The organism is Rathayibacter sp. AY1C2, from assembly GCF_002931195.1.
Classification (GTDB): Bacteria; Actinomycetota; Actinomycetes; order Actinomycetales; family Microbacteriaceae; genus Rathayibacter.
In genome coordinates, this window is sequence record NZ_PSWG01000021.1 from 31,018 (window position 1) to 49,077 (window position 18,060).

Sequence of the window (18,060 nt, forward strand, 5' to 3'; positions counted from 1 at the left end):
GGCGCGTCGCTCCCGCCGTCGAGCAGCGAGTCGCGCTACTCGACCGTGATGCCCATCGAGCGGGCGGTGCCGGCGATGATCTTCGCGGCGGCGTCGATGTCGTTGGCGTTCAGGTCGACCTGCTTCGCCTCGGCGATCTCGCGGACCTGCGCCTGGGTGAGCTTCGCGACCTTCACGGTGTGCGGGGTCGAGGAGCCCTTGGCGACGCCGGCGGCCTTCTTGATGAGCTCCGCCGCGGGCGGGGTCTTCAGCACGAAGGTGAACGAGCGGTCCTCGTAGACGGTGATCTCGACGGGGATGACGTTGCCGCGCTGCGACTCGGTCTGCGCGTTGTACGCCTTGCAGAACTCCATGATGTTGACGCCGTGCTGACCGAGCGCCGGACCGATCGGGGGCGCGGGGTTGGCCGCGCCGGCCTTGATCTGGAGCTTGATCAGGCCGGTGACCTTCTTCTTGGGGGCCATTCTGATTCCTTTTCTCAGGGTTCGAGCGGTCGGGGGCTCCCGGCCGCTCTCCCGCGCATCCGACGGTGCCGGATCGCGGTGGAGGAGGGTCGTCCGGCGCGCACAGAGGCGGGCGCCGACACGAAAACCCGTACGAGCTTACACGAGCGGGGCCACCCCCGACAGGGCGGAGGAGGGGCCGACGCCCGGGGGCGCGTGGGGCGGTGCCGGAGGGGGCGGCGCCCGGAACGGCGAACGCCCCCTCCGACGTGCGGAGGGGGCGTTCACGCGGCGCGGAGGCGACGCGTCAGAGCTTGGTGACCTGGTCGAACGACAGCTCGACCGGGGTCTCGCGCTCGAAGAGCGAGACGAGCACGGTGAGCTTGCCGCTCTCGGGCTTGATCTCGCTGATCGAGCCGGGAAGACCCGCGAACGAGCCCTCCTTGATGGTGATGGTCTCGCCGATCTCGAAGTCGACCTCGGCGGGCAGCACGCGCTGGGCCTGCTTCTGGCCCTTCGCGCCGGAGGTCTTCGAGGGGGCGACGTCCTTGATCTCGACGAGGCTCTTCAGCATCGTGAAGGCCTCCTCGAAGCGCAGCGGGGTCGGGTTGTGGGCGTTGCCCACGAAGCCGGTGACGCCCGGCGTGTGGCGGACGACCGACCACGAGTCCTCGTTGAGGTCCATGCGCACCAGCACGTAGCCGGGGATGCGCACGCGGGTGACCATCTTGCGCTGGCCGTTCTTGATCTCGACCACGTCCTCCATCGGGACCTGGACCTCGAAGATGTAGTCCTCGGCCTCGAGCGAGACCTTGCGGTTCTCGATGTTGGACTTCACGCGCTTCTCGAAGCCGGCGTAGGAGTGGATGACGTACCACTTGCCCGGCTTGCCGCGCAGCTCGGTGCGGAAGGCCTCGTACGGGTCGATGTCGGCGAGGTCCTCACCGGCGGCCTCGGCGTCCTCGGCGGCGACCTCGGCCTCGTCCTCGACGGCCTCGAGGGCCGCTTCGGCCTCCTCGACGGTGTCGATGTGCGCGGCCTCGTCGACCGCGGAGTCGGCCTCGGGGTCGTCGACGGAGCCGATGGCGTCCAGCGCTGCCTCGAGGTCGGAGGCGAGGTCGTCCTCGGACTCGTTCTCGTCGATGATGCTCAGCGCACCCTGCTCGGCGGGCTCGACGGCGTCCTCAGCCTGCGACTGGACGTCGCCCTCCTGCTCCTCCTCGACCTCCGACGACTGCTCGGCAGCCGTCGCCCAGTCGACGTCGTCGCGGTTTCTGTCAGACACTCGTCACAACTCTCTCTCGATCGATCGGTCGCGCCCCTCGGGGCGCGTCCCGCTGTCGCCGGCACCCTCCGCTCGCGCGGCCCGGATGCTCTCGGGTCAGGCGGCGGGTGTGCCGAACACGTACGTCACGGCCAGGGCGAACACCCAGTCGAGGAAGGACACCAGCGCCATCATGATGACGACGAAGATCAGCACGACCACGACGTAATTGCCCAGCTCCTTGCGGGTGGGCGTCACGACCTTCTTCAGCTCGGCGATGACCTGCCGGATGAAGAGGGCGATGCGCGCGAACGGGTTGCGCCGCGCGGCTCGCTGCTGATTGGCGATCGCGACGACGTCCTCGCTCGGCTCGTCGACTGCTTTCCCGGCCACCTGCACGCACCTTTCCCGCACCGGAACCTCCGGTGTGGCCGACCGCCCGTCATGGGCGGCCCTGGACCGATGACCGCAGCGTCGCGGGGACCGCGTGCGACGGGCATCGATGTGCAGGGCGGACAGGGCTCGAACCTGCAACCTGCGGTTTTGGAGACCGCTGCTCTACCAATTGAGCCACCGCCCTATGGATGCCGTTGCGAGCATCCGAGGAGGAGACCGACCCGCCGCCCCACCGCCACGACCCTCGCGGGCGCTGTGGATGAGGGCAGAGATCGACTACCTCGGACGAGTGTACGTGGACCCGCAGGGCGTGTCCAGCCGAGCGGCGGGGGGCCTCGGAGCCCCGTGCGCGCGCAGGATACGCTGGCCGTCGTGTCCTCCACCACGCGCATCTCCGCCCGCATCGCCGCCATCGCCGAGTCCGCCACTCTGAAGGTCGACGCCAAGGCGAAGGCCCTCCAGGCCCAGGGCCGCCCGGTCGTGTCCTACGCCGCCGGCGAGCCCGACTTCCTCACTCCCGAGCACATCGTCGAGGCCGCCTCGGCCGCCGTGCTCGACCCGGGGAACTACCGCTACACCCCCGCGGCGGGCCTCCCCGACCTCCGCGCGGCCATCGCGGAGAAGACGGCGCGCGACTCCGGATGGGCCGTCGACCCCTCGCAGGTCGTGGTCACCAACGGCGGCAAGCAGGCCGTCTACCAGGCCTTCCAGACCCTCCTCGACGACGGCGACGAGGTGCTGGTGCCGACCCCGTACTGGACCACCTACCCCGAGGCGATCAAGCTCGCCGGCGGCGTTCAGGTGGACGTGTTCGCGGGCGCCGACCAGGGCTACCTGGTCACGGTCGAGCAGCTGGAGGCCGCGCGCACCGAGCGCACCAAGGTGCTCCTGTTCGTCTCCCCCTCCAACCCCACCGGCGCCGTCTACTCGGCCGAGCAGACCCGCGAGATCGGCGAGTGGGCCGAGGAGCACGGCCTCTGGATCATCGCCGACGAGATCTACCAGAACCTCGTCTACTCCACCGGCGACCAGGACGACGCGAGCCCGCTCGAGCACGCGACCTCGATCGTCGAGGCGGTGCCGGCCCTGCGCGACCGGACGATCCTCGTCAACGGCGTCGCGAAGACCTACGCGATGACCGGCTGGCGCGTCGGATGGATGGTCGGCCCGGCCGACGCGATCAAGGGCGCCTCGAACCTGCAGTCGCACCTCTCGAGCAACGTCTCGAACATCTCGCAGCGCGCCGCGATCGCCGCCCTCACCGGCCCGCAGGAGCCGGCCGAGGAGATGCGCCTGGCCTTCGACCGCCGCCGCCGCACCATCGTCGCCGAGCTGAACGCGATCGACGGGATCGAGTGCCCCACCCCCGGCGGCGCGTTCTACGTCTACCCCGACGTGAACGAGCTCCTGAACCGCGAGTGGAACGGCACCACCCCGACGACCTCCCTCGAGCTCGCCGACCTCATCCTCGAGCAGGCCGAGGTCGCCACCGTCCCCGGCGAGGCCTTCGGACCGAGCGGCTACCTCCGCCTGTCCTACGCCCTCGGCGACGACGCGCTCCTCGAGGGCGTGCGCCGCCTGCAGCGGCTCTTCGGCACCGATTAGCCCTCCTCCTGCGTCGTCGATCGGCCGCGATCGGCTCGACGACGGGGGTGCGTCGCAGAGAGCGGGATGCGCAGCGCGGATGACGATCCGCCGACACGCGGATCGCCGATCGCCGCTCGACCGTGCCGCACGGTGACGGCGGGTACTGCGACGCGCCTGTCCGACAGGTGAGGGGTGCCTGGCATCTCGGGGCGGGGAGGGCAAGAGGGAGGCGGAAATCGGGGATCACTGTCGCCGGAGGGGTGCGACAGGGCACGCTGTGACGATGAGCGAAGACCACGCCGTCCGAGTCCGCGACCTGCGGAAGGACTACGGGGGCGCTCCGGCGGTCGCGGGAGTCTCCTTCGACATCCACCGGGGCGAGACCTTCGCGCTCCTCGGCCCCAACGGCGCCGGGAAGTCGACGACCATCGAGATCCTCGAGGGCTACCGCGACCGCTCCGGCGGCGAGGTGTCGGTGCTCGGGGTCGACCCGCGCCACGGCGACCTGGCGTGGAAGGCGCGTCTGGGGATCGTCCTGCAGTCCAGCGGCGAGTCCGGCAACGCGACGGTGCGCGAGCAGATCGCGCACTTCGCCAGCCTCTATCCGCGACCGCGCGACGTCGACGAGACCATCGAGGCCGTCGGGCTGACGTCCAAGGCCCGCTCGCGCATCGGGCGCCTCTCCGGCGGCCAGCGCCGCCGCGTCGACGTCGCCCTCGGCATCATCGGCCGTCCCGAGCTGGTGTTCCTCGACGAGCCCACCACGGGATTCGACCCCGAGGCCCGCCACTCCTTCTGGGACCTGATCGCTCTGCTCAAGAGCGAGGGCACGACCATCCTGCTCACCACCCACTACCTCGACGAGGCCGCCCGCCTCGGCGACCGCGCCGCCGTGATCTCCGGCGGGCGGCTCCTGGCCATCGGCCCGATGAGCGCGATCGGAGGGGACGAGGCGCGCGTCCCGATCGTGCAGTGGCGCGAGGACGGCGTGCTGCACCGGCTGCGCACCACCGAGCCCGCCCGGACCGTCGCCGAGCTGCACGCCCGGATCGGGGAGCCGACGGCGCTCGAGGTCGTCCGCCCCAGCCTCGAGGACATCTACCTCGACCTCATCCGCGAGGACCGCGACGCGGTCGACCTGATCGGAGAGCCCGCGTGACCGCCGTCGCCACCCGCCCCCGCACCCTCTCCACCGGCCCGGGACGCACCGTCCGCCTCGGACTCGCCCGCGCCCGCTACGAGATCCGCTCGTACTTCCGCGCTCCGGACCAGGTGTTCTTCACCTTCCTCTTCCCGGTGCTGCTCCTGACGATCTTCTCGGTCGCGTTCGGCGACACCGCGGTGATGCAGGCGAACCCGCAGGACCCGGGCATCCCGATGGCCGAGTACTACGTGCCGGGCCTCGCCGCGGCCGGGATCCTGCTCTCGGGCGTCCAGAACCTGGGCGTCGACATCGCGGTCGAGCGCGGCGACGGCACGCTCAAGCGCCTCGCGGGGGCACCGCTGCCGGTCTTCAGCTACTTCATCGGCAAGTTCGGCCAGGTGCTCGTGACGAGCCTCGCGCAGACGGCCCTGCTGCTCCTCGTCGCGGCGACGGTGTTCTCGGTCGAGCTGCCCACCGACAGCGGGCGCTGGGCGACCTTCGCCTGGGTCTACCTGGCAGGAGTCGCGACGTCGGCCATCCTCGGCATCGCCGTCTCCGCGCTGCCCCGCTCGGGCAAGAGCGCGACCGCCGTGATCGTGCCGCCGCTGCTCGTGCTGCAGTTCATCTCGGGGTCGTACCTGTCGTTCACGACGCTGCCGGACTGGCTGCAGAACACGGCGAGCGTCTTCCCGCTCAAGTGGATCGCGCAGGGCATGCGCGCCGTGTTCCTGCCGAGCGGGTTCGAGGAGGCGGAGGTGAACGGGTCGTGGGACCTCGGCGGCGTCGCGCTGGTGCTCGGTATCTGGCTCGTCGTGGGGCTCGTCGCCTGCCGCTTCGGCTTCCGCTGGATCCGCCGCGACAGCTGAGCCGGAGGAGGCCGCGGCCGGAGGGCGCGCGTCCCCGCGAGCGCGGGGCCTGCGCGCGCAGACCGCGCGGACTCAGACCGCGGTGCCGACCACGACGGGCTCGGGGTGCAGCAGCACGCCGAACTCCGCCAGGACGCGGCCCTGGACGTACCGGGCGAGCTCGGCGACCTGCTCGGCCGTCGCTCCTCCGCGGTTGGTCAGGGCGAGGGTGTGCTTGCTCGACACGGCGGCCCGCGAGCCGGGCAGGGCGAAACCGCGCGAGACGCCGGCGTGCTCGATCAGCCACGCGGCGCTGAGCTTCACCAGGCCGTCGGCGCGGGGAGGCACGGGCAGCCCGACGGGCGCTCCTGCCTCGACCGCGGCGAGCGGGGTGATGACGGGCGCCTCCGCCGTCGGCTCGACCGGCCAGCGCGGCGCCTCGGGTGGCAGGGAGTCGGCGAACGCGCTCGTGACGAGGGGGTTGGTGAAGAAGGAGCCGGCGCTCGCGGTGTCCGGGTCCTCCGGATCGAGGACCATGCCCTTGCCCGCACGCAGCGCCAGCACGGTCTCGCGCACCCGCGCGAGCGGCACGCGGTCGCCGAGCGCGACTCCGAGCGCCGACGCCAGCTGACCGTAGGCGACGGGAGTGCCGTCGCCCTCGGCGCCGACCTCCTCGAGCGCGAACTCGACGGCCAGCACCGCGCCCCGGCGGCCCTGCTTGATCACGGAGGTGCGGTAGGCGAACTGCAGCTCCTCCGCCGTCAGCCGGACGGGCTCGCGGGCGCCCTCGTCGAGGAAGTCGACCGCGACCAGCGTGTCCGAGAGCTCCTGGCCGTAGGCGCCGATGTTCTGCACCGGCGACGCACCGACCGTGCCGGGGATGCCGCTGAGAGCCTCGAGACCCGCCCAGCCGCGCTCCACGGTCGTCGCGACGAGGCCGTCCCACGACTCGCCCGCCTGGACCCGCAGGAGCACGCGCCCCGGCTCGTCGGAGGGGAGCCGCTCGACGCCGGTGGTGCGCACGCGCACGACCGTGCCCTCGACCCCGTCGTCGCCCACGAGGAGGTTGGAGCCGCCGCCGAGCAGCAGCCACGGCTCGTCGTCCGACCACAGGCCGACGAGCGTCTCGACCAGCTCCGCCTCGGTGGCGGGCTCGACGAGGCGCTCGGCGGGTCCGCCGACGCGGAGGGTGGTCAGGGCGGAGAGCAGCGGCGCGGAGGTCACGCGAGTCGGACCCGTGCCTGGGCCTTGCCGAGGACGGACTGGCCCTCGACCGAGACGGCGAGGTCGACGCGGACCCAGCCCTCCTCGGCGTTCACAGCACCGATCCTGGCGACCACGTCGATGGCGGCGCCGTCGCGCGGGTCCACCACGACGGGGCGGGTGAAGCGCACCTGATAGTCGACCACGCGTCCGGGGTCGCCGACCCAGTCGACGACGACCTGCACCGCGGTGCCCATCGTGAGCATGCCGTGCGCGAGCACGCCGGGCAGGCCGACCTCGCCGGCGACGTCGTCGCGGTAGTGGATGGGGTTGAAGTCGCCCGAGGCGCCCGCGTAGCGCACCAGGGTGCCGCGGTCGATCGGGAAGCGGCTCTCGGCGACGACCTGGCCGACGCTCAGCTCGGCGAGAGCGGGCAGTGCGGTGCTCATTCGTCTCCCCTGACCACGAGGGTCGAGATCGCGGTGACGACGTGCTCGCCGCTCGCGTCGACCATGCGGGACTCGGTGGTGACCATCGAGTGGGCGCCGAGCTTCTTGATGGCGGCGACCGAGAGGGTCGCGGTCAGCTCGTCGCCGGCCACGACCGGACGGGACAGCACGAAGCGCTGGTCTCCGTGCACGACGCGGCTGAAGTCGATCCCGCCGTCGGGCTCGGCGAGCAGCTGCTGGAGCGTGAACTCCTGCACGACGACGGCGAAGGTGGGCGGAGCGACGAGGTCGGGGTGCCCGGCGGCGCGGGCGGCCTCGACGTCGTGGTGCAGGGGGGAGGTCGCGGAGACGGCGCGGGCGAACTCGCGCACCTTCTCGCGCCCCACCTGATAGGGCTCCGTGGGCGCGAAGACGCGCCCGACGAGTTCGGGGTTCACTGGCACCCGGCCATACTAGGCGCTGCCGTCGCGGGGCCCTCGGGGCTCCGGAGGCGCCGCCGGTGGTCACCCGGGTATGACCACCGAGAATTTCCCATCCGTGTATGGCTGACCCGCGGCCGAACTTCTCCGAAGCTGGCGGGCATGTCGACACCCACTCCCGAGCGCGACTGGGCGACCTACGCCCGCGAGCTCGGCACCAACATGCACCGGGCCCGCATCGCCAAGGGCGCCAGCCAGGAGCGGATCGCCCACGCGGCCGGGCTCGCGGGCTACACCTACCAGAAGTTCGAGAAGGGCGAGTCGAAGCCCGGCTCGCCCGCGAACCCCACGCTGCACACCCTCCTCGCGCTCTGCGAGGCGCTCGAGATCGAGCTGACGGACCTCCTGCCGCCCGATCCGCCGCGCACCTCACGAGGCGCCGAGTAGCCGGAGCACCGCGCGGGCCAGCCGCGACCCCGAGCTGAGATCGAGGTCGACCTCGCCGAGCCCGTCGGCCTCCAGGCGGAGCCTGTCCTCCCCCGACTCCCCCGGGCGGCACAGGGAGACGTGCACCGTCGCGCCCGCGGCCCCGTCTCGGCCCGCCCAGAGCACCACCGGGAGCGAGCTCGCCGCGGAGCGGTGCAGCCGCTCCCCCGCCGCGACCAGCTCGTCGTGCTCGCCCGCGCACCAGCGCGGGCACCCCTCGTCGTTCCTGCCGTCCATCCGCTCCTCCACGTTCCGCACCCCTCGGTCGAGGAGACCAGCCCACCAGGCGGTACCGACACCGAGGGCCCGCCGCGCCCCGATCCCGACCGGGGTGTGGACAGGAGACGGTCGTCCGTCCGTTGTGGAGGAGCGAGGACCAGGGTCCCATACGCAGGTGGTGCCGCCAGGGGTCCGGCACGAAGCACCGGCGCGGTGTCAGCGGTGGACGATCAGCCAGGTCGCGATCGCCGTGGTCGAGCCCGTGTTGACCATGCGGTGCGGCCGCTCGCACGGGAACGTGATGGCGTCGCCCGGCCCGAGGACGACCGACTCGTCCTCGAACTCGACCGTCAGCTCTCCGAGCGTCACCGTCCCCATCTCGAACCCGTCGTGGCGGAGCAGCTGCCGGTGCGCCGTCGAGGTCGAGCCCGGCGGGTAGGTCGACTCGAAGAAGTCGACGGCGTCCAGCGGACGCGGCGCCAGACGGCGGAACAGCACTCCGCCCTCGAGCGCCACGGGCGCCGACTCGCGCGCCCGGACGACCGCGGTCTCGACCGGCGCAGACGCGCCCTGGTCGAACACGGCGGACAGCGGGACCCCCAGCGCGTCCACGAGGGCGATCAGCCGGCCGACCGAGGGCTGCATGGCTCCGCGCTCGATCTGCGAGACGGCGCTCACGGAGATGCCGAGTCGCCCGGCGAGTGCCTTCAGCGACAGGCCCGCCGAGAGCCGCAGCTCCCGCAGCCGGGCGCCGAGTCCGGCCCCGTCCGCGATCGCCCGGGCGGCCGCCTCGTCGGGCGCGGTGTCGTCGGAGAGCATGGCCCGTCCCCTCTCGCGGATCGTCACACAGCCGTAACGGAGCCGAAACGAGCGGCGGCCTCCCGACTCGTAGCGTGGCCCGCGTGAAGTGATCACTTCACTCGGAACGCTCTCCGCGACGCCCCGCCTCCTCGGCCGGACGTCCCGACCACCCTGACACATCCGCTCCGTGCCGCTCTGCGCACGACCGCCCGAGAGGTGGATCCACCCATGTCCGACCGAGTCACCGCACCCCGAGTCACCGCTCCTCCCGTCGATCCGGATCCCGCCGCCGCGGCGAGCGCCGGCTACGACGACCGCCTCTCCAACGAGGACCTCGCCCCGCTCCGGAAGCAGCGCTGGTCGAGCTACAACATCTTCGCGTTCTGGATGTCGGACGTGCACAGCGTCGGCGGGTACGTGACCGCGGGCTCGCTCTTCGCGCTGGGCCTGGCCGGCTGGCAGGTACTCGTCGCCCTGGTGGTGGGCATCGTGATCGTGCAGGTCTTCTGCAACCTCGTCGCCAAGCCCAGCCAGGTCACCGGCGTGCCCTACCCCGTCATCAACCGGGCGATCTTCGGCATCCGCGGCGCGAACATCCCGGCGATCATCCGCGGACTGATCGCGATCGCCTGGTACGGCGTGCAGACCTACCTGGCGGCGCAGTCGCTGAACATCGTCTTCCTCAAGTTCTTCCCGGGCATGGCCGCCCTGAACACGCCCGAGGCGTCGTTCCTCGGCCTCTCGGCCCTGGGCTACCTCTCCTACGCGATCCTCTGGGTCGCGCAGGCCGCGCTGTTCTGGCGGGGCATGGAGTCGATCCGCCGCTTCATCGACTGGGCGGGACCGGCGGTCTACGTGGTGATGCTCGTGCTGGCCGTCTACCTGGTGTCGCAGGCGGGCTGGGAGAACATCTCGCTCACCCTCGGCTCCGGTGAGCCGCTCGACCTCGCCGCCGCGGTGCCGGTGATGATCTCGGCCGTCGCCCTGGTCGTCTCCTACTTCTCGGGCCCGATGCTCAACTTCGGCGACTTCTCCCGGTACGCCCGCAGCTACGGCGCCGTGAAGCGCGGCAACCTGCTCGGCCTCCCGATCAACTTCCTCTTCTTCTCCCTCCTCACCGTGATCACCGCGTCGGCGACCGTGCCGGTCTTCGGCGAGCTGATCACCGACCCGATCGAGACCGTCGAGCGGATCGACACCTGGTTCGCCGTGCTCTTGGGCGGGCTCACGTTCGTCATCGCGACGATCGGCATCAACATCGTCGCCAACTTCATCTCCCCCGCGTTCGACTTCTCCAACGTCAACCCGAAGAAGATCAGCTGGCGGATGGGCGGCATGATCGCCGCCGTCGGCTCGGTGCTGCTCACCCCGTGGAACTGGTACTCGAACGACACCGCCATCCACTACACGCTCGGCATCCTCGGCGCGCTGATCGGACCGCTGTTCGGCGTCCTCATCGCGGGCTACTACCTGATCAGCCGCCAGCGCGTCTGGGTGGACGACCTCTACACGATGAGCGAGAAGGGCCGCTACTGGTTCTCGCGCGGCTTCAACCCCAACGCCGTCTGGGCGACCGTGATCGGCGGAGTCCCCTCCGTCGCCTCGGTGCTCGTGCCGCGCTGGATCGCGGAGGCGGGAGGCGCGGAGTTCACCTGGCTCGGCGACTACAGCTGGTTCCTCGGCTGCGGGCTCGGGTTCGTCGCGATGGCCGTGCTCGAGCGGCGCGCGCCGCGGATCGGGCGCCTCGACGAGGACCTCGAGCACGTCAGCGACGGCTCGACCGTCTGATCCGGCCGGCACGGAGGAGGGATCCGCCCCGGCCGCTCCGCATCCCGCGGACCGGCGGCCGGGCGGGTCCCTCCCCCTCCCGGCACCCGAACCGAGAGACCACCATGCGCATCACCGTCGTCAACCCGAACACCAGCACTGCGATGACCGCGGCGATCGGCCGGGCCGCCCGCTCCGTCGCCTCGCTCGGCACCGAGATCACGGCCGTCACCCCGCCGATGGGTCCGGCGTCGATCGAGAGCCACTACGACGAGGCGCTCGCCGTGCCCGGCGTCCTGCACGAGATCGCCCGGGCGGAGGCGGCCGGCTGCGACGGCGCGGTCATCGCGTGCTTCGGCGACCCGGGCGTCGACGCCGCGCGCGAGATCGCGAGCGGCCCGGTCGTGGGGATCGCCGAGGCCGCCATGCACATGGCCGCGCTCGTCGGCCGGGGCTTCAGCGTGGTCACCACGCTCTCGCGCACGAGCGGCCGCGCCTGGGACATCGCCCGCCGCGCCGGGTTCGGCGACGCCTGCCGTCAGGTGCGCGCCTGCGACATCCCCGTGCTCGAACTCGACGACCCCCGCTCCGACGCCCGCCGCGCGATCCTGGCGGAGTGCGCCGAAGCGCTGGCCGTCGACGGGTCCGACTCGATCGTGCTGGGCTGCGCGGGCATGGCCGACCTGTGCCGCGACCTCTCACGGGAGCTGGGCGTGCCCGTGATCGACGGCGTCGCCTCGGCGGTGCGCCTGGTGGAGGGGCTCGTCGCGATGGGCGTCAGCACCTCGCGGCGCGACGAGTACGCCGCGCCGCGGACGAAGGCGATGGCGGGGCTGCTCGCTCCGTTCGAGCGGGTCTGAGGCTCCGCACCCCGCACGGTCGGGTGTTCTACCGGACCGCCGGGCCGGACCCACCTGCGAGGATCGGGGGATGAGCGTCCTCCGCGATCTCGGCCTCGGTGCCCGGCTCTTCCTCCGCGGCTTCCGCACCTGGGTCCGCTCGCCGCGGGCGATGCTCCTCGGCGCGATCCCGCCCCTGATCGTCGGCCTGGTCTTCGTCGGCGTGCTGGTCCTGGTGCTCACGCGGGTGCAGGACGCGGTGACCGCGCTCACCCCGTTCGCCGGCGGCTGGGACGAGGGCACGGCCGCCACCGTCCGCCTGGTGCTCTCGATCGCGGTGGTCGGCGCCGTGCTCGCCCTCGGCGTGGTCCTCTTCGCCGCGGTGACCCTGCTGGTCGGCGACCCCTTCTACGAGCGGATCTGGCGGCGGGTCGAGGACGACCTCGGCGGCGTGCCCGACGAGCGCGAGAGCACCTTCTGGCAGGGGGTCGGCCGCGGCCTCCGCGACTCCGCCGTGCTGGTCGCCACCTCCCTCGGGATCGGCGTGGTCCTGGTGCTGCTGGGCCTGGTGCCGCTGGTCGGCTCGATCGTCGGCCTCGTCGCGGGCGCCCTGGTCGGCGGGAGGGCCCTCGCGCTCGAGCTGACCGGGTTCGCGGGCGACGCCCGGGGGCTCTCCCTCCGCGACCGCCGCCGCCTCCTCGGCGAGCACCGCGCGGTCTCGCTCGGCTTCGGCATCGCCGTCTACCTGGCGTTCCTCGTCCCCGGGGGCGCGGTCGTCGCCACCCCCGCCGCGACGGCCGGCGCGACCCTCCTGCTCCGGACCCTGCGGGGCGAGCCGACCGAGCGGCCGGCCGCCTGACACCGCTTGGCCGCCGCCCGGCTCTCCCCTAGACTCGCCGCGTGCGCACGTCGATCCGAAGCCCCTGGTGGCCCGCCTCCTAGGCGGACCGACGCGCAGACCCCTCGCACGCGACCGCCTCCTCCGGGCGGTCGTTCTGCATGTCAGGGCCCGGGTGGGGCACGACCCGATACAAGGACCACGATGACCTCGCTCCTCTCCCGCATCCTCGCCTCCGACGGGACGCTGCCGTTCGCGGTGGTCCTCCGCCAGGGCCGCGACGCCGTCGACGTGTTCACGGGCGACGTGCTCGACGTCGAGGGCCTGGCCGACATCCCGCTCGACGGCGACGACGTGCTGACCCTCGTGCCCTACCGGCAGGTGCGCGAGCGCGGCTTCGCGGCGAAGGACGACGGAGCCCCGCTGCGCAACCTCGTGGTGCGCGAGCGCGAGAGCGTCCCCCTGGCCGAGGTGCTGCGGCTCCTGCCCGAGCGGGAGATCCCGGTCGAGGAGCGCGGCTTCGACGTGCCGGACGACGAGTACGCCGACATCGTCCGCCGGGTGATCGAGGACGAGATCGGCCGCGGCGAGGGCGCCAACTTCGTCATCAACCGCGCCTTCGTCGCGCAGACCGACGCGCCGCCCGTCGAGGCGGTCCTGGCCTGGTTCCGCCGCCTGCTCACCGACGAGTCCGGCGCGTACTGGACCTTCGCGATCCACACCCCCGGCGTCGACGGCGCGCAGACGGTCACCGCCGTCGGCGCGACCCCCGAGCGCCACGTCTCGGTGCGCGACGGCGTCGCGATGATGAACCCGATCAGCGGCACCTTCCGCCACCCCGCGGCCGGACCCACCGGGGAGGAGGTGCTCGCGTTCCTCGCCGACGTCAAGGAGAGCGAGGAGCTCTTCATGGTCGTGGACGAGGAGATGAAGATGATGAGCGCGGTCTGCCCGGACGGCGGCCGCATCCTCGGGCCGTTCCTCAAGCAGATGTCGCGGCTCAGCCACACCGAGTACCTGCTCGAGGGCCGCACCGGACTCGACGTGCGCGAGGTCCTGCGGCTGACGATGTTCGCGCCCACGGTCACCGGCTCGCCGATGGAGAACGCGTGCGCCGTGATCGCCGAGTACGAGAAGGAGCCGCGCGGCTACTACTCCGGCGTGCTCGCCCTCTTCGAGCCGGAGGAGCACGGCTATACGGTCGACGCCCCCATCCTCATCCGCACCGCCTACCTCCGCGCGGACGGCCGCCTCACCGTGCCGGCCGGCGCGACGCTCGTGCGCCACTCCACCCCCGAGGGCGAGGTCGCCGAGACGCGGGCGAAGGCGTCGGGCGTCCTCTCCGCCCTGGGCCTGCTGCCGCACCGCGAGGTGCCGCCGGCCATCGACCTGAACGCGCAGCCGGGCGTGCAGGAGGCGCTCGAGGCGCGCAACGAGCGGCTCGCCTCGTTCTGGCTCCGGCCCCAGGCGCCCGAGCACATCGCCGGCCTCGCCGGGCACACCGCGCTGATCGTCGACAACGAGGACCAGTTCACGACGATGCTCGCCCACCAGCTGCGCCACCTCGGGATGGACGCCCGGGTCGAGCGCTGGTCGGAGGTCGCCGACGTGCTGAGCGACGACCTCGTCGTCTTCGGCCCCGGCCCGGGCGACCCCCGCGACGAGTCCGAGCCGCGGATCGCGCACCTGCGCTCGCTGATGACCACGCGCCTCGAGGCGGAGCGGCCGATGCTCGCCGTCTGCCTCAGCCACCAGATGCTGTCGCTGCTGGCGGGCCTCCCGGTCGAGCCGCTGCCCGCGCCCCGCCAGGGCGTGCGCCTGGCGGTGGACGTGTTCGGCGAGGACGCCGCGATCGGCTTCTACAACACCTTCTCCTCCGTCGCCCCCGGCGTCGCGCGCACGCCCCGGCTGGGGCTCGAGGTGTCGGTCGATCCGGAGACGGGAGTGGTCAACGCCCTGCGCGGCGAGCACGTCGCGTCGGTGCAGGGGCACCTGGAGTCGGTGCTCTCCTCCGACGGCCTGCGCACCCTGGAGCGGCTGGTCCGCACCGCGACCGCTCAGCCCGCGCGCGCATGAGCGGCCTGCGGCTGATCGCGTCGCCCGCCTACCCGGCCGAGCTGCAGGAGGCGGTGGCCGCCGCCGTGCGCGCGGCGGCCGAGGCGGCGCGCGGCTGGTACGGGCGCGGCGACAAGGTCGCGGCGGACGAGGCGTCGGTCGCGGCGATGCGCGCCGTGCTGGCCGACGCTCCGTTCGACGGCGTCGTCGTGATCGGCGAGGGCGAGAAGGACGAGGCCCCGATGCTCGCGAACGGCGAGCGCCTCGGCCGCGCCTCCGCTCCCTCCTGCGACGTGGCGGTCGATCCGCTCGACGGCACCCGGCTGACGGCGGAGGGGCTCCCCGGCTCGGTGAGCGTGATCGCGCTGGCCCCGCGAGGCACGCTGTTCGACCCGCGTGACGTCTTCTACATGGACAAGCTGGTCTGCTCCGGAGCGGGCCGGGGCGCCGTCTCGCTCGACCTCCCTCCCGCCGAGAACGCCGCACGGCTGGCGGCGGCGCTCGGGAAGCCCGTCGCGGAGCTGGTCGTCGTCGTGCTCGACAAGCCGCGTCACTCCGGGCTCATCGCGGCTCTGCGCGCGGCCGGGGTCGCGCTCGAGCTGCGCGGCGAGGGCGACGTGTCGGTCGCGATCGAGGCGGCCGATCCCGCGGGCCGCGTCGACCTCGTCCTCGGCATCGGCGGCACCCCGGAGGGAGTGGTCGCCGCCTGCGCCGTCCGCGCCCTCGGCGGGGTCATGGAGGGGCGCCTCGCCCCCCAGACCGCACCGGAGCGCGCCAACGCCCTGGCCGCCGGCCACGACCTCGACCGCCTGCTGACCCTGGAGGACCTGGTCTCCTCGGACGACGTGCTCTTCGCGGGCTGCGCGGTCTGAGACCTCTCCCACGGGCAGGACCTCGCCCGGGAACGCCGAAGGCCCCGGCTCGACGCGCGAACCGGGGCCTTCTCGCTGTAGCGGGAGCGGGACTTGAACCCGCGACACCACGATTATGAGCCGTGTGCTCTAACCACCTGAGCTACCCCGCCGCGCGTTCTTCGCAGGCCTGGCCTGCGGGGAACGGAGCCCCCTGTGGGAATCGGACCCACTACCTCTTCCTTACCAAGGAAGTGCTCTACCAATGAGCTAAGGGGGCGCACCTGCGGGTCTGACAGCCCCTCTCGGGGCGTGCCCGCGATTTGGCACCGTTAGACGATAGCACCTCCGCGGAGCGTCGATGACCGCGGGGGACGCGCCCCCGCGGCTGCCCGTCTGCGGCTACGCCCGGCTCGCCTCGTCGAGCGCGGAGAGCTCCTCGGCGCTCAGCTCGAGGGAGGCCGAGGCGATCAGCGCCGGCAGCTGCTCCATCACGCGGGCGCTGGCGATCGGCGCGACCACTCCGGGCTGCGAGCGGAGCCACGCGAGCGCCACCGTCGCCACCTCGGCGCCGTGCGCCTCCGCCGCCGCATCGAGCGCCGCCAGCACCCGGCGGCCGCGGCCGTCGAGGTAGCGGGAGGCGCCGTCGGCGCGCGGACCCTCGGGCGTCGATCCGTCGCGGTACTTGCCGGTCAGGAATCCTGACGCCAGGGCGGAGTAGGGGACGACGGCCAGCCCCGCCTCGCGGGCGAGGGGCAGCAGGTCGGCCTCGACCCCGCGCTCCACGAGGTTGTAGTGCGGCTGCAGCGCGACGGGCGCGTGCAGGCCCTCCTCGCCCGCGATGCGCAGCCACTCCGCGACGCGCTCGGCGCTGAAGTTCGACACTCCGATCGCGCGGACCAGGCCCTGGTCCACGAGCTCCGAGAACACGGCGGCGATGTCGGCCATCGGCACGGCCTCGTCGTCGAAGTGGGCGTAGTAGAGGTCGATCCGGTCGGTCGCGAGGCGCTCGAGGGAGGCGCGGGCGGCCGCGCGCACGGTGTCGGGCGCGAGGCCGGTGAACTGCGGGTGGCGGCCCGCCTTCGTCGCGATCACCACGTCGTCCCGGTCCCCCGAGCGCTGCGCGAGCCACTCGCCGATGATCGTCTCGGACTCGCCGCCCGTGTTGCCCGGGACCCAGGCGGAGTAGGCGTCGGCGGTGTCGATGAAGTCGCCTCCCGCGGCCGTGTAGCCGTCGAGGACGTCGAAGGAGGTCTGCCGGCCCGCGGTCCAGCCGAAGACGTTGCCGCCGAGGGAGAGCGGGAAGACGTCGATGCCGGAGTCGCCGAGCGGCGAGCGGGTGACGGAGGAGGATGCTGCGCTGTCGATGCTCATCCCCCGATTCAAGACCCGCTCCCCGCCGTGATCGATCCCCCTCCCGCGCATGCGCGGCAAGGACTCAGGCTCTCAGCGCCGCGGGTAGTCGGCGTAGGCGAAGCGCGTCGAGTCCGGCGCCCAGCCGGAGACGTTGATCGTCCCCTGCCCGCCGTGGAGGCGCTCCAGCACGCGGCCGGGCTCGAGCGTCGCGCGCCCGGGGAGGTCGAGCAGCCGCAGCTCGACGTCGACGTTCTCGGGGTGCCCGGCCGTCCCCTCCGGATAGGCGAGGTAGAGCAGGTGCGCGCCGTCGGGCGACTCGTGCGGGAACCAGTCGACCGTGTCCGACTCGACCAGGCGGGAGAGCGCGGAGCCGTCGAGGCCGATGCGGAACAGCTGCGCGCCTCCTCCGGCCCGCTCGGAGTTGAAGACGAGGGTGCGGCCGTCGGCCGAGACGTCGACGCCGTCGTCGGCCGCCTCGTCGTCGGTCAGGGCGGTGAGCGGGCCTCCCCCGGCCGGCATCGTGTAGACGTCGGTCCGCCACCGCCCGGAGGCGTCGCCGCCGCCGATCAGCGCGAGGGTCGCGCCGTCGGGCGAGACGCCGTGCAGGTAGTGCTTGAAGCGCGCGCCCTCGCGCTCGGCGGTCAGGCGGCGGGCGGGGGCGGAGCCGTCGAGCTCGACCGCGTAGAGGTGCCCGTCGCGCGCCGAGACGTAGGCGAGCCCGCCGGACGGGGCGAGCACGTGGTCGTTGTTGAGCTCGGCCGGCACCCCGTCGAGCGGGATCGGCTCGAGCACGGCCGCCCCCTCGAGCGGCAGCCGGAAGAGGCCGCCGTCGCCGTTCACGATCAGGGCGGAGCCGTCCGGAGTCCAGTTCGGCGCCTCCACGAGGACGGTGTCGGACTCGAAGACGGTCGTCGACTCCCCCGTCGCGAGGTCGTGGACGCGGAGTCGGCAGAGCTGGTCGGGGAGGAGCGAGCGGGCCATGCTCCCCACGGTAGGGCCCTGGCGGATCACGACGGGGCCGTCAAGCCTTCGCGCACTCAGGTTCCGCGGGAGGGCGCTCCGATATTCTTGACCGACTTATGCGCTGGGTACACCTTG

General features: G+C 72.7%; 19 protein-coding genes and 3 tRNA genes. 9 read left to right on the forward strand and 13 right to left on the reverse strand.

Annotated features, from left to right (window positions below; translation table 11 throughout):
- Nucleotides 1–35: 35 nt before the first annotated feature.
- The 4 genes from rplK to C5C55_RS13350 form a co-directional block, all read right to left on the reverse strand.
- Nucleotides 36–464 (reverse strand): 50S ribosomal protein L11, encoded by a 429-nt coding sequence (rplK, locus tag C5C55_RS13335; RefSeq protein ID WP_104223632.1) that lies wholly within the window; start codon nucleotides 462–464, stop codon nucleotides 36–38.
- Nucleotides 465–750: 286 nt separating this feature from the next.
- Nucleotides 751–1,728 (reverse strand): transcription termination/antitermination protein NusG, encoded by a 978-nt coding sequence (gene nusG, locus C5C55_RS13340; RefSeq protein ID WP_104234235.1) that lies wholly within the window; start codon nucleotides 1,726–1,728, stop codon nucleotides 751–753.
- A 96-nt stretch (nucleotides 1,729–1,824) separates the two neighbouring features.
- Entirely contained in the window at nucleotides 1,825–2,100 is a 276-nt protein-coding gene (gene secE / locus C5C55_RS13345) for a preprotein translocase subunit SecE (RefSeq protein WP_068208793.1), read from the reverse strand.
- Nucleotides 2,101–2,214: 114 nt separating this feature from the next.
- Nucleotides 2,215–2,287: transfer RNA gene (locus C5C55_RS13350), tRNA-Trp, on the reverse strand.
- 179 nt (nucleotides 2,288–2,466) lie between these two features.
- Between C5C55_RS13350 and C5C55_RS13355 the strand changes: the two genes are divergently transcribed.
- From C5C55_RS13355 to C5C55_RS13365, 3 genes are all read left to right on the forward strand, one after another.
- The gene (locus tag C5C55_RS13355; RefSeq protein ID WP_374954244.1) at nucleotides 2,467–3,708 is read left to right on the forward strand and encodes a pyridoxal phosphate-dependent aminotransferase; all 1,242 of its coding nucleotides are present in this window, start codon (nucleotides 2,467–2,469) and stop codon (nucleotides 3,706–3,708) included.
- 265 nt (nucleotides 3,709–3,973) lie between these two features.
- Nucleotides 3,974–4,849, forward strand: coding sequence for an ABC transporter ATP-binding protein (locus C5C55_RS13360; protein WP_104223630.1), 876 nt, complete (start codon nucleotides 3,974–3,976; stop codon nucleotides 4,847–4,849).
- Nucleotides 4,846–5,700: an ABC transporter permease gene (locus tag C5C55_RS13365; protein ID WP_104223629.1), complete on the forward strand. Its 855-nt coding sequence runs from the start codon at nucleotides 4,846–4,848 to the stop codon at nucleotides 5,698–5,700. Before C5C55_RS13360 ends, C5C55_RS13365 begins: the two co-directional genes overlap by 4 nt.
- Nucleotides 5,701–5,772: 72 nt before the next feature.
- Here C5C55_RS13365 and C5C55_RS13370 read toward each other — a convergent pair whose 3' ends face one another.
- Genes C5C55_RS13370 through C5C55_RS13380 form a run of 3 tightly spaced genes read right to left on the reverse strand, consistent with a single transcriptional unit; the run spans nucleotide 5,773 to nucleotide 7,774 of the window.
- Nucleotides 5,773–6,903, reverse strand: a complete 1,131-nt coding sequence (locus C5C55_RS13370) for a UDP-N-acetylmuramate dehydrogenase (RefSeq protein WP_104223628.1) — start codon at nucleotides 6,901–6,903, stop codon at nucleotides 5,773–5,775.
- Nucleotides 6,900–7,331, reverse strand: a complete 432-nt coding sequence (locus C5C55_RS13375) for a MaoC/PaaZ C-terminal domain-containing protein (protein ID WP_104234236.1) — start codon at nucleotides 7,329–7,331, stop codon at nucleotides 6,900–6,902. The genes C5C55_RS13370 and C5C55_RS13375 overlap by 4 nt, the downstream gene beginning before the upstream one ends.
- Nucleotides 7,328–7,774: a MaoC family dehydratase N-terminal domain-containing protein gene (locus C5C55_RS13380; protein WP_104227045.1), complete on the reverse strand. Its 447-nt coding sequence runs from the start codon at nucleotides 7,772–7,774 to the stop codon at nucleotides 7,328–7,330. Before C5C55_RS13380 ends, C5C55_RS13375 begins: the two co-directional genes overlap by 4 nt.
- Before the next feature lie 138 nt (nucleotides 7,775–7,912).
- On the opposite strand from C5C55_RS13380, the gene C5C55_RS13385 reads away from it, so the two are divergent.
- Nucleotides 7,913–8,197 (forward strand): helix-turn-helix domain-containing protein, encoded by a 285-nt coding sequence (locus tag C5C55_RS13385; RefSeq protein WP_104223625.1) that lies wholly within the window; start codon nucleotides 7,913–7,915, stop codon nucleotides 8,195–8,197.
- On the opposite strand, the gene C5C55_RS13390 is transcribed toward C5C55_RS13385, so the two are convergent.
- Both C5C55_RS13390 and C5C55_RS13395 read right to left on the reverse strand, forming a co-directional pair.
- Nucleotides 8,180–8,473, reverse strand: coding sequence for a DUF6907 domain-containing protein (locus C5C55_RS13390; protein ID WP_104234237.1), 294 nt, complete (start codon nucleotides 8,471–8,473; stop codon nucleotides 8,180–8,182). The two genes, C5C55_RS13385 and C5C55_RS13390, sit on opposite strands and share 18 nt — an antisense overlap.
- Nucleotides 8,474–8,671: 198 nt before the next feature.
- A complete protein-coding gene (locus C5C55_RS13395) occupies nucleotides 8,672–9,274 on the reverse strand; it encodes a helix-turn-helix domain-containing protein (protein WP_104234238.1) in 603 nt (200 codons plus the stop codon).
- A gap of 210 nt (nucleotides 9,275–9,484) precedes the next feature.
- On the opposite strand from C5C55_RS13395, the gene C5C55_RS13400 reads away from it, so the two are divergent.
- The 5 genes from C5C55_RS13400 to C5C55_RS13420 all read left to right on the forward strand — a co-directional run bounded on the left by C5C55_RS13400 (nucleotide 9,485) and on the right by C5C55_RS13420 (nucleotide 15,627).
- On the forward strand, nucleotides 9,485–11,044 hold the full coding sequence (locus C5C55_RS13400; RefSeq protein WP_104227042.1) for an NCS1 family nucleobase:cation symporter-1: 1,560 nt from the start codon (nucleotides 9,485–9,487) through the stop codon (nucleotides 11,042–11,044).
- Between the two features lie 104 nt (nucleotides 11,045–11,148).
- Nucleotides 11,149–11,883 (forward strand): aspartate/glutamate racemase family protein, encoded by a 735-nt coding sequence (locus C5C55_RS13405; protein WP_104234239.1) that lies wholly within the window; start codon nucleotides 11,149–11,151, stop codon nucleotides 11,881–11,883.
- 70 nt (nucleotides 11,884–11,953) lie between these two features.
- On the forward strand, nucleotides 11,954–12,721 hold the full coding sequence (locus C5C55_RS13410) for an EI24 domain-containing protein (RefSeq protein WP_104223620.1): 768 nt from the start codon (nucleotides 11,954–11,956) through the stop codon (nucleotides 12,719–12,721).
- Between the two features lie 183 nt (nucleotides 12,722–12,904).
- Entirely contained in the window at nucleotides 12,905–14,776 is a 1,872-nt protein-coding gene (locus tag C5C55_RS13415; RefSeq protein WP_104223619.1) for an anthranilate synthase family protein, read from the forward strand.
- Nucleotides 14,773–15,627, forward strand: coding sequence for a fructose-bisphosphatase class II family protein (locus C5C55_RS13420; RefSeq protein WP_104227038.1), 855 nt, complete (start codon nucleotides 14,773–14,775; stop codon nucleotides 15,625–15,627). The genes C5C55_RS13415 and C5C55_RS13420 overlap by 4 nt, the downstream gene beginning before the upstream one ends.
- Nucleotides 15,628–15,705: 78 nt before the next feature.
- Here C5C55_RS13420 and C5C55_RS13425 read toward each other — a convergent pair.
- From C5C55_RS13425 to C5C55_RS13440, 4 genes are all read right to left on the reverse strand, one after another.
- Nucleotides 15,706–15,779, reverse strand: a tRNA-Met gene (locus C5C55_RS13425).
- A 35-nt stretch (nucleotides 15,780–15,814) separates the two neighbouring features.
- Nucleotides 15,815–15,886: transfer RNA gene (locus tag C5C55_RS13430), tRNA-Thr, on the reverse strand.
- Nucleotides 15,887–16,008: 122 nt separating this feature from the next.
- The gene (locus tag C5C55_RS13435) at nucleotides 16,009–16,980 is read right to left on the reverse strand and encodes an aldo/keto reductase (RefSeq protein WP_104234240.1); all 972 of its coding nucleotides are present in this window, start codon (nucleotides 16,978–16,980) and stop codon (nucleotides 16,009–16,011) included.
- Between the two features lie 72 nt (nucleotides 16,981–17,052).
- Nucleotides 17,053–17,943 (reverse strand): PD40 domain-containing protein, encoded by an 891-nt coding sequence (locus C5C55_RS13440; protein WP_104234241.1) that lies wholly within the window; start codon nucleotides 17,941–17,943, stop codon nucleotides 17,053–17,055.
- Nucleotides 17,944–18,060 lie beyond the last annotated feature (117 nt).

Coding starts and splice junctions, on each gene's coding strand:
- rplK (WP_104223632.1), bottom strand. CDS start 464: ATGGCCCCCAAGAAGAAGGTCACCGGCCTGATCAAGCTCCAGATCAAG.
- C5C55_RS13360 (WP_104223630.1), top strand. CDS start 3,974: ATGAGCGAAGACCACGCCGTCCGAGTCCGCGACCTGCGGAAGGACTAC.
- C5C55_RS13375 (WP_104234236.1), bottom strand. CDS start 7,331: ATGAGCACCGCACTGCCCGCTCTCGCCGAGCTGAGCGTCGGCCAGGTC.
- C5C55_RS13385 (WP_104223625.1), top strand. CDS start 7,913: ATGTCGACACCCACTCCCGAGCGCGACTGGGCGACCTACGCCCGCGAG.
- C5C55_RS13390 (WP_104234237.1), bottom strand. CDS start 8,473: ATGGACGGCAGGAACGACGAGGGGTGCCCGCGCTGGTGCGCGGGCGAG.
- C5C55_RS13395 (WP_104234238.1), bottom strand. CDS start 9,274: ATGCTCTCCGACGACACCGCGCCCGACGAGGCGGCCGCCCGGGCGATC.
- C5C55_RS13400 (WP_104227042.1), top strand. CDS start 9,485: ATGTCCGACCGAGTCACCGCACCCCGAGTCACCGCTCCTCCCGTCGAT.
- C5C55_RS13405 (WP_104234239.1), top strand. CDS start 11,149: ATGCGCATCACCGTCGTCAACCCGAACACCAGCACTGCGATGACCGCG.
- C5C55_RS13410 (WP_104223620.1), top strand. CDS start 11,954: ATGAGCGTCCTCCGCGATCTCGGCCTCGGTGCCCGGCTCTTCCTCCGC.
- C5C55_RS13415 (WP_104223619.1), top strand. CDS start 12,905: ATGACCTCGCTCCTCTCCCGCATCCTCGCCTCCGACGGGACGCTGCCG.
- C5C55_RS13420 (WP_104227038.1), top strand. CDS start 14,773: ATGAGCGGCCTGCGGCTGATCGCGTCGCCCGCCTACCCGGCCGAGCTG.
- C5C55_RS13435 (WP_104234240.1), bottom strand. CDS start 16,980: ATGAGCATCGACAGCGCAGCATCCTCCTCCGTCACCCGCTCGCCGCTC.
- C5C55_RS13440 (WP_104234241.1), bottom strand. CDS start 17,943: ATGGCCCGCTCGCTCCTCCCCGACCAGCTCTGCCGACTCCGCGTCCAC.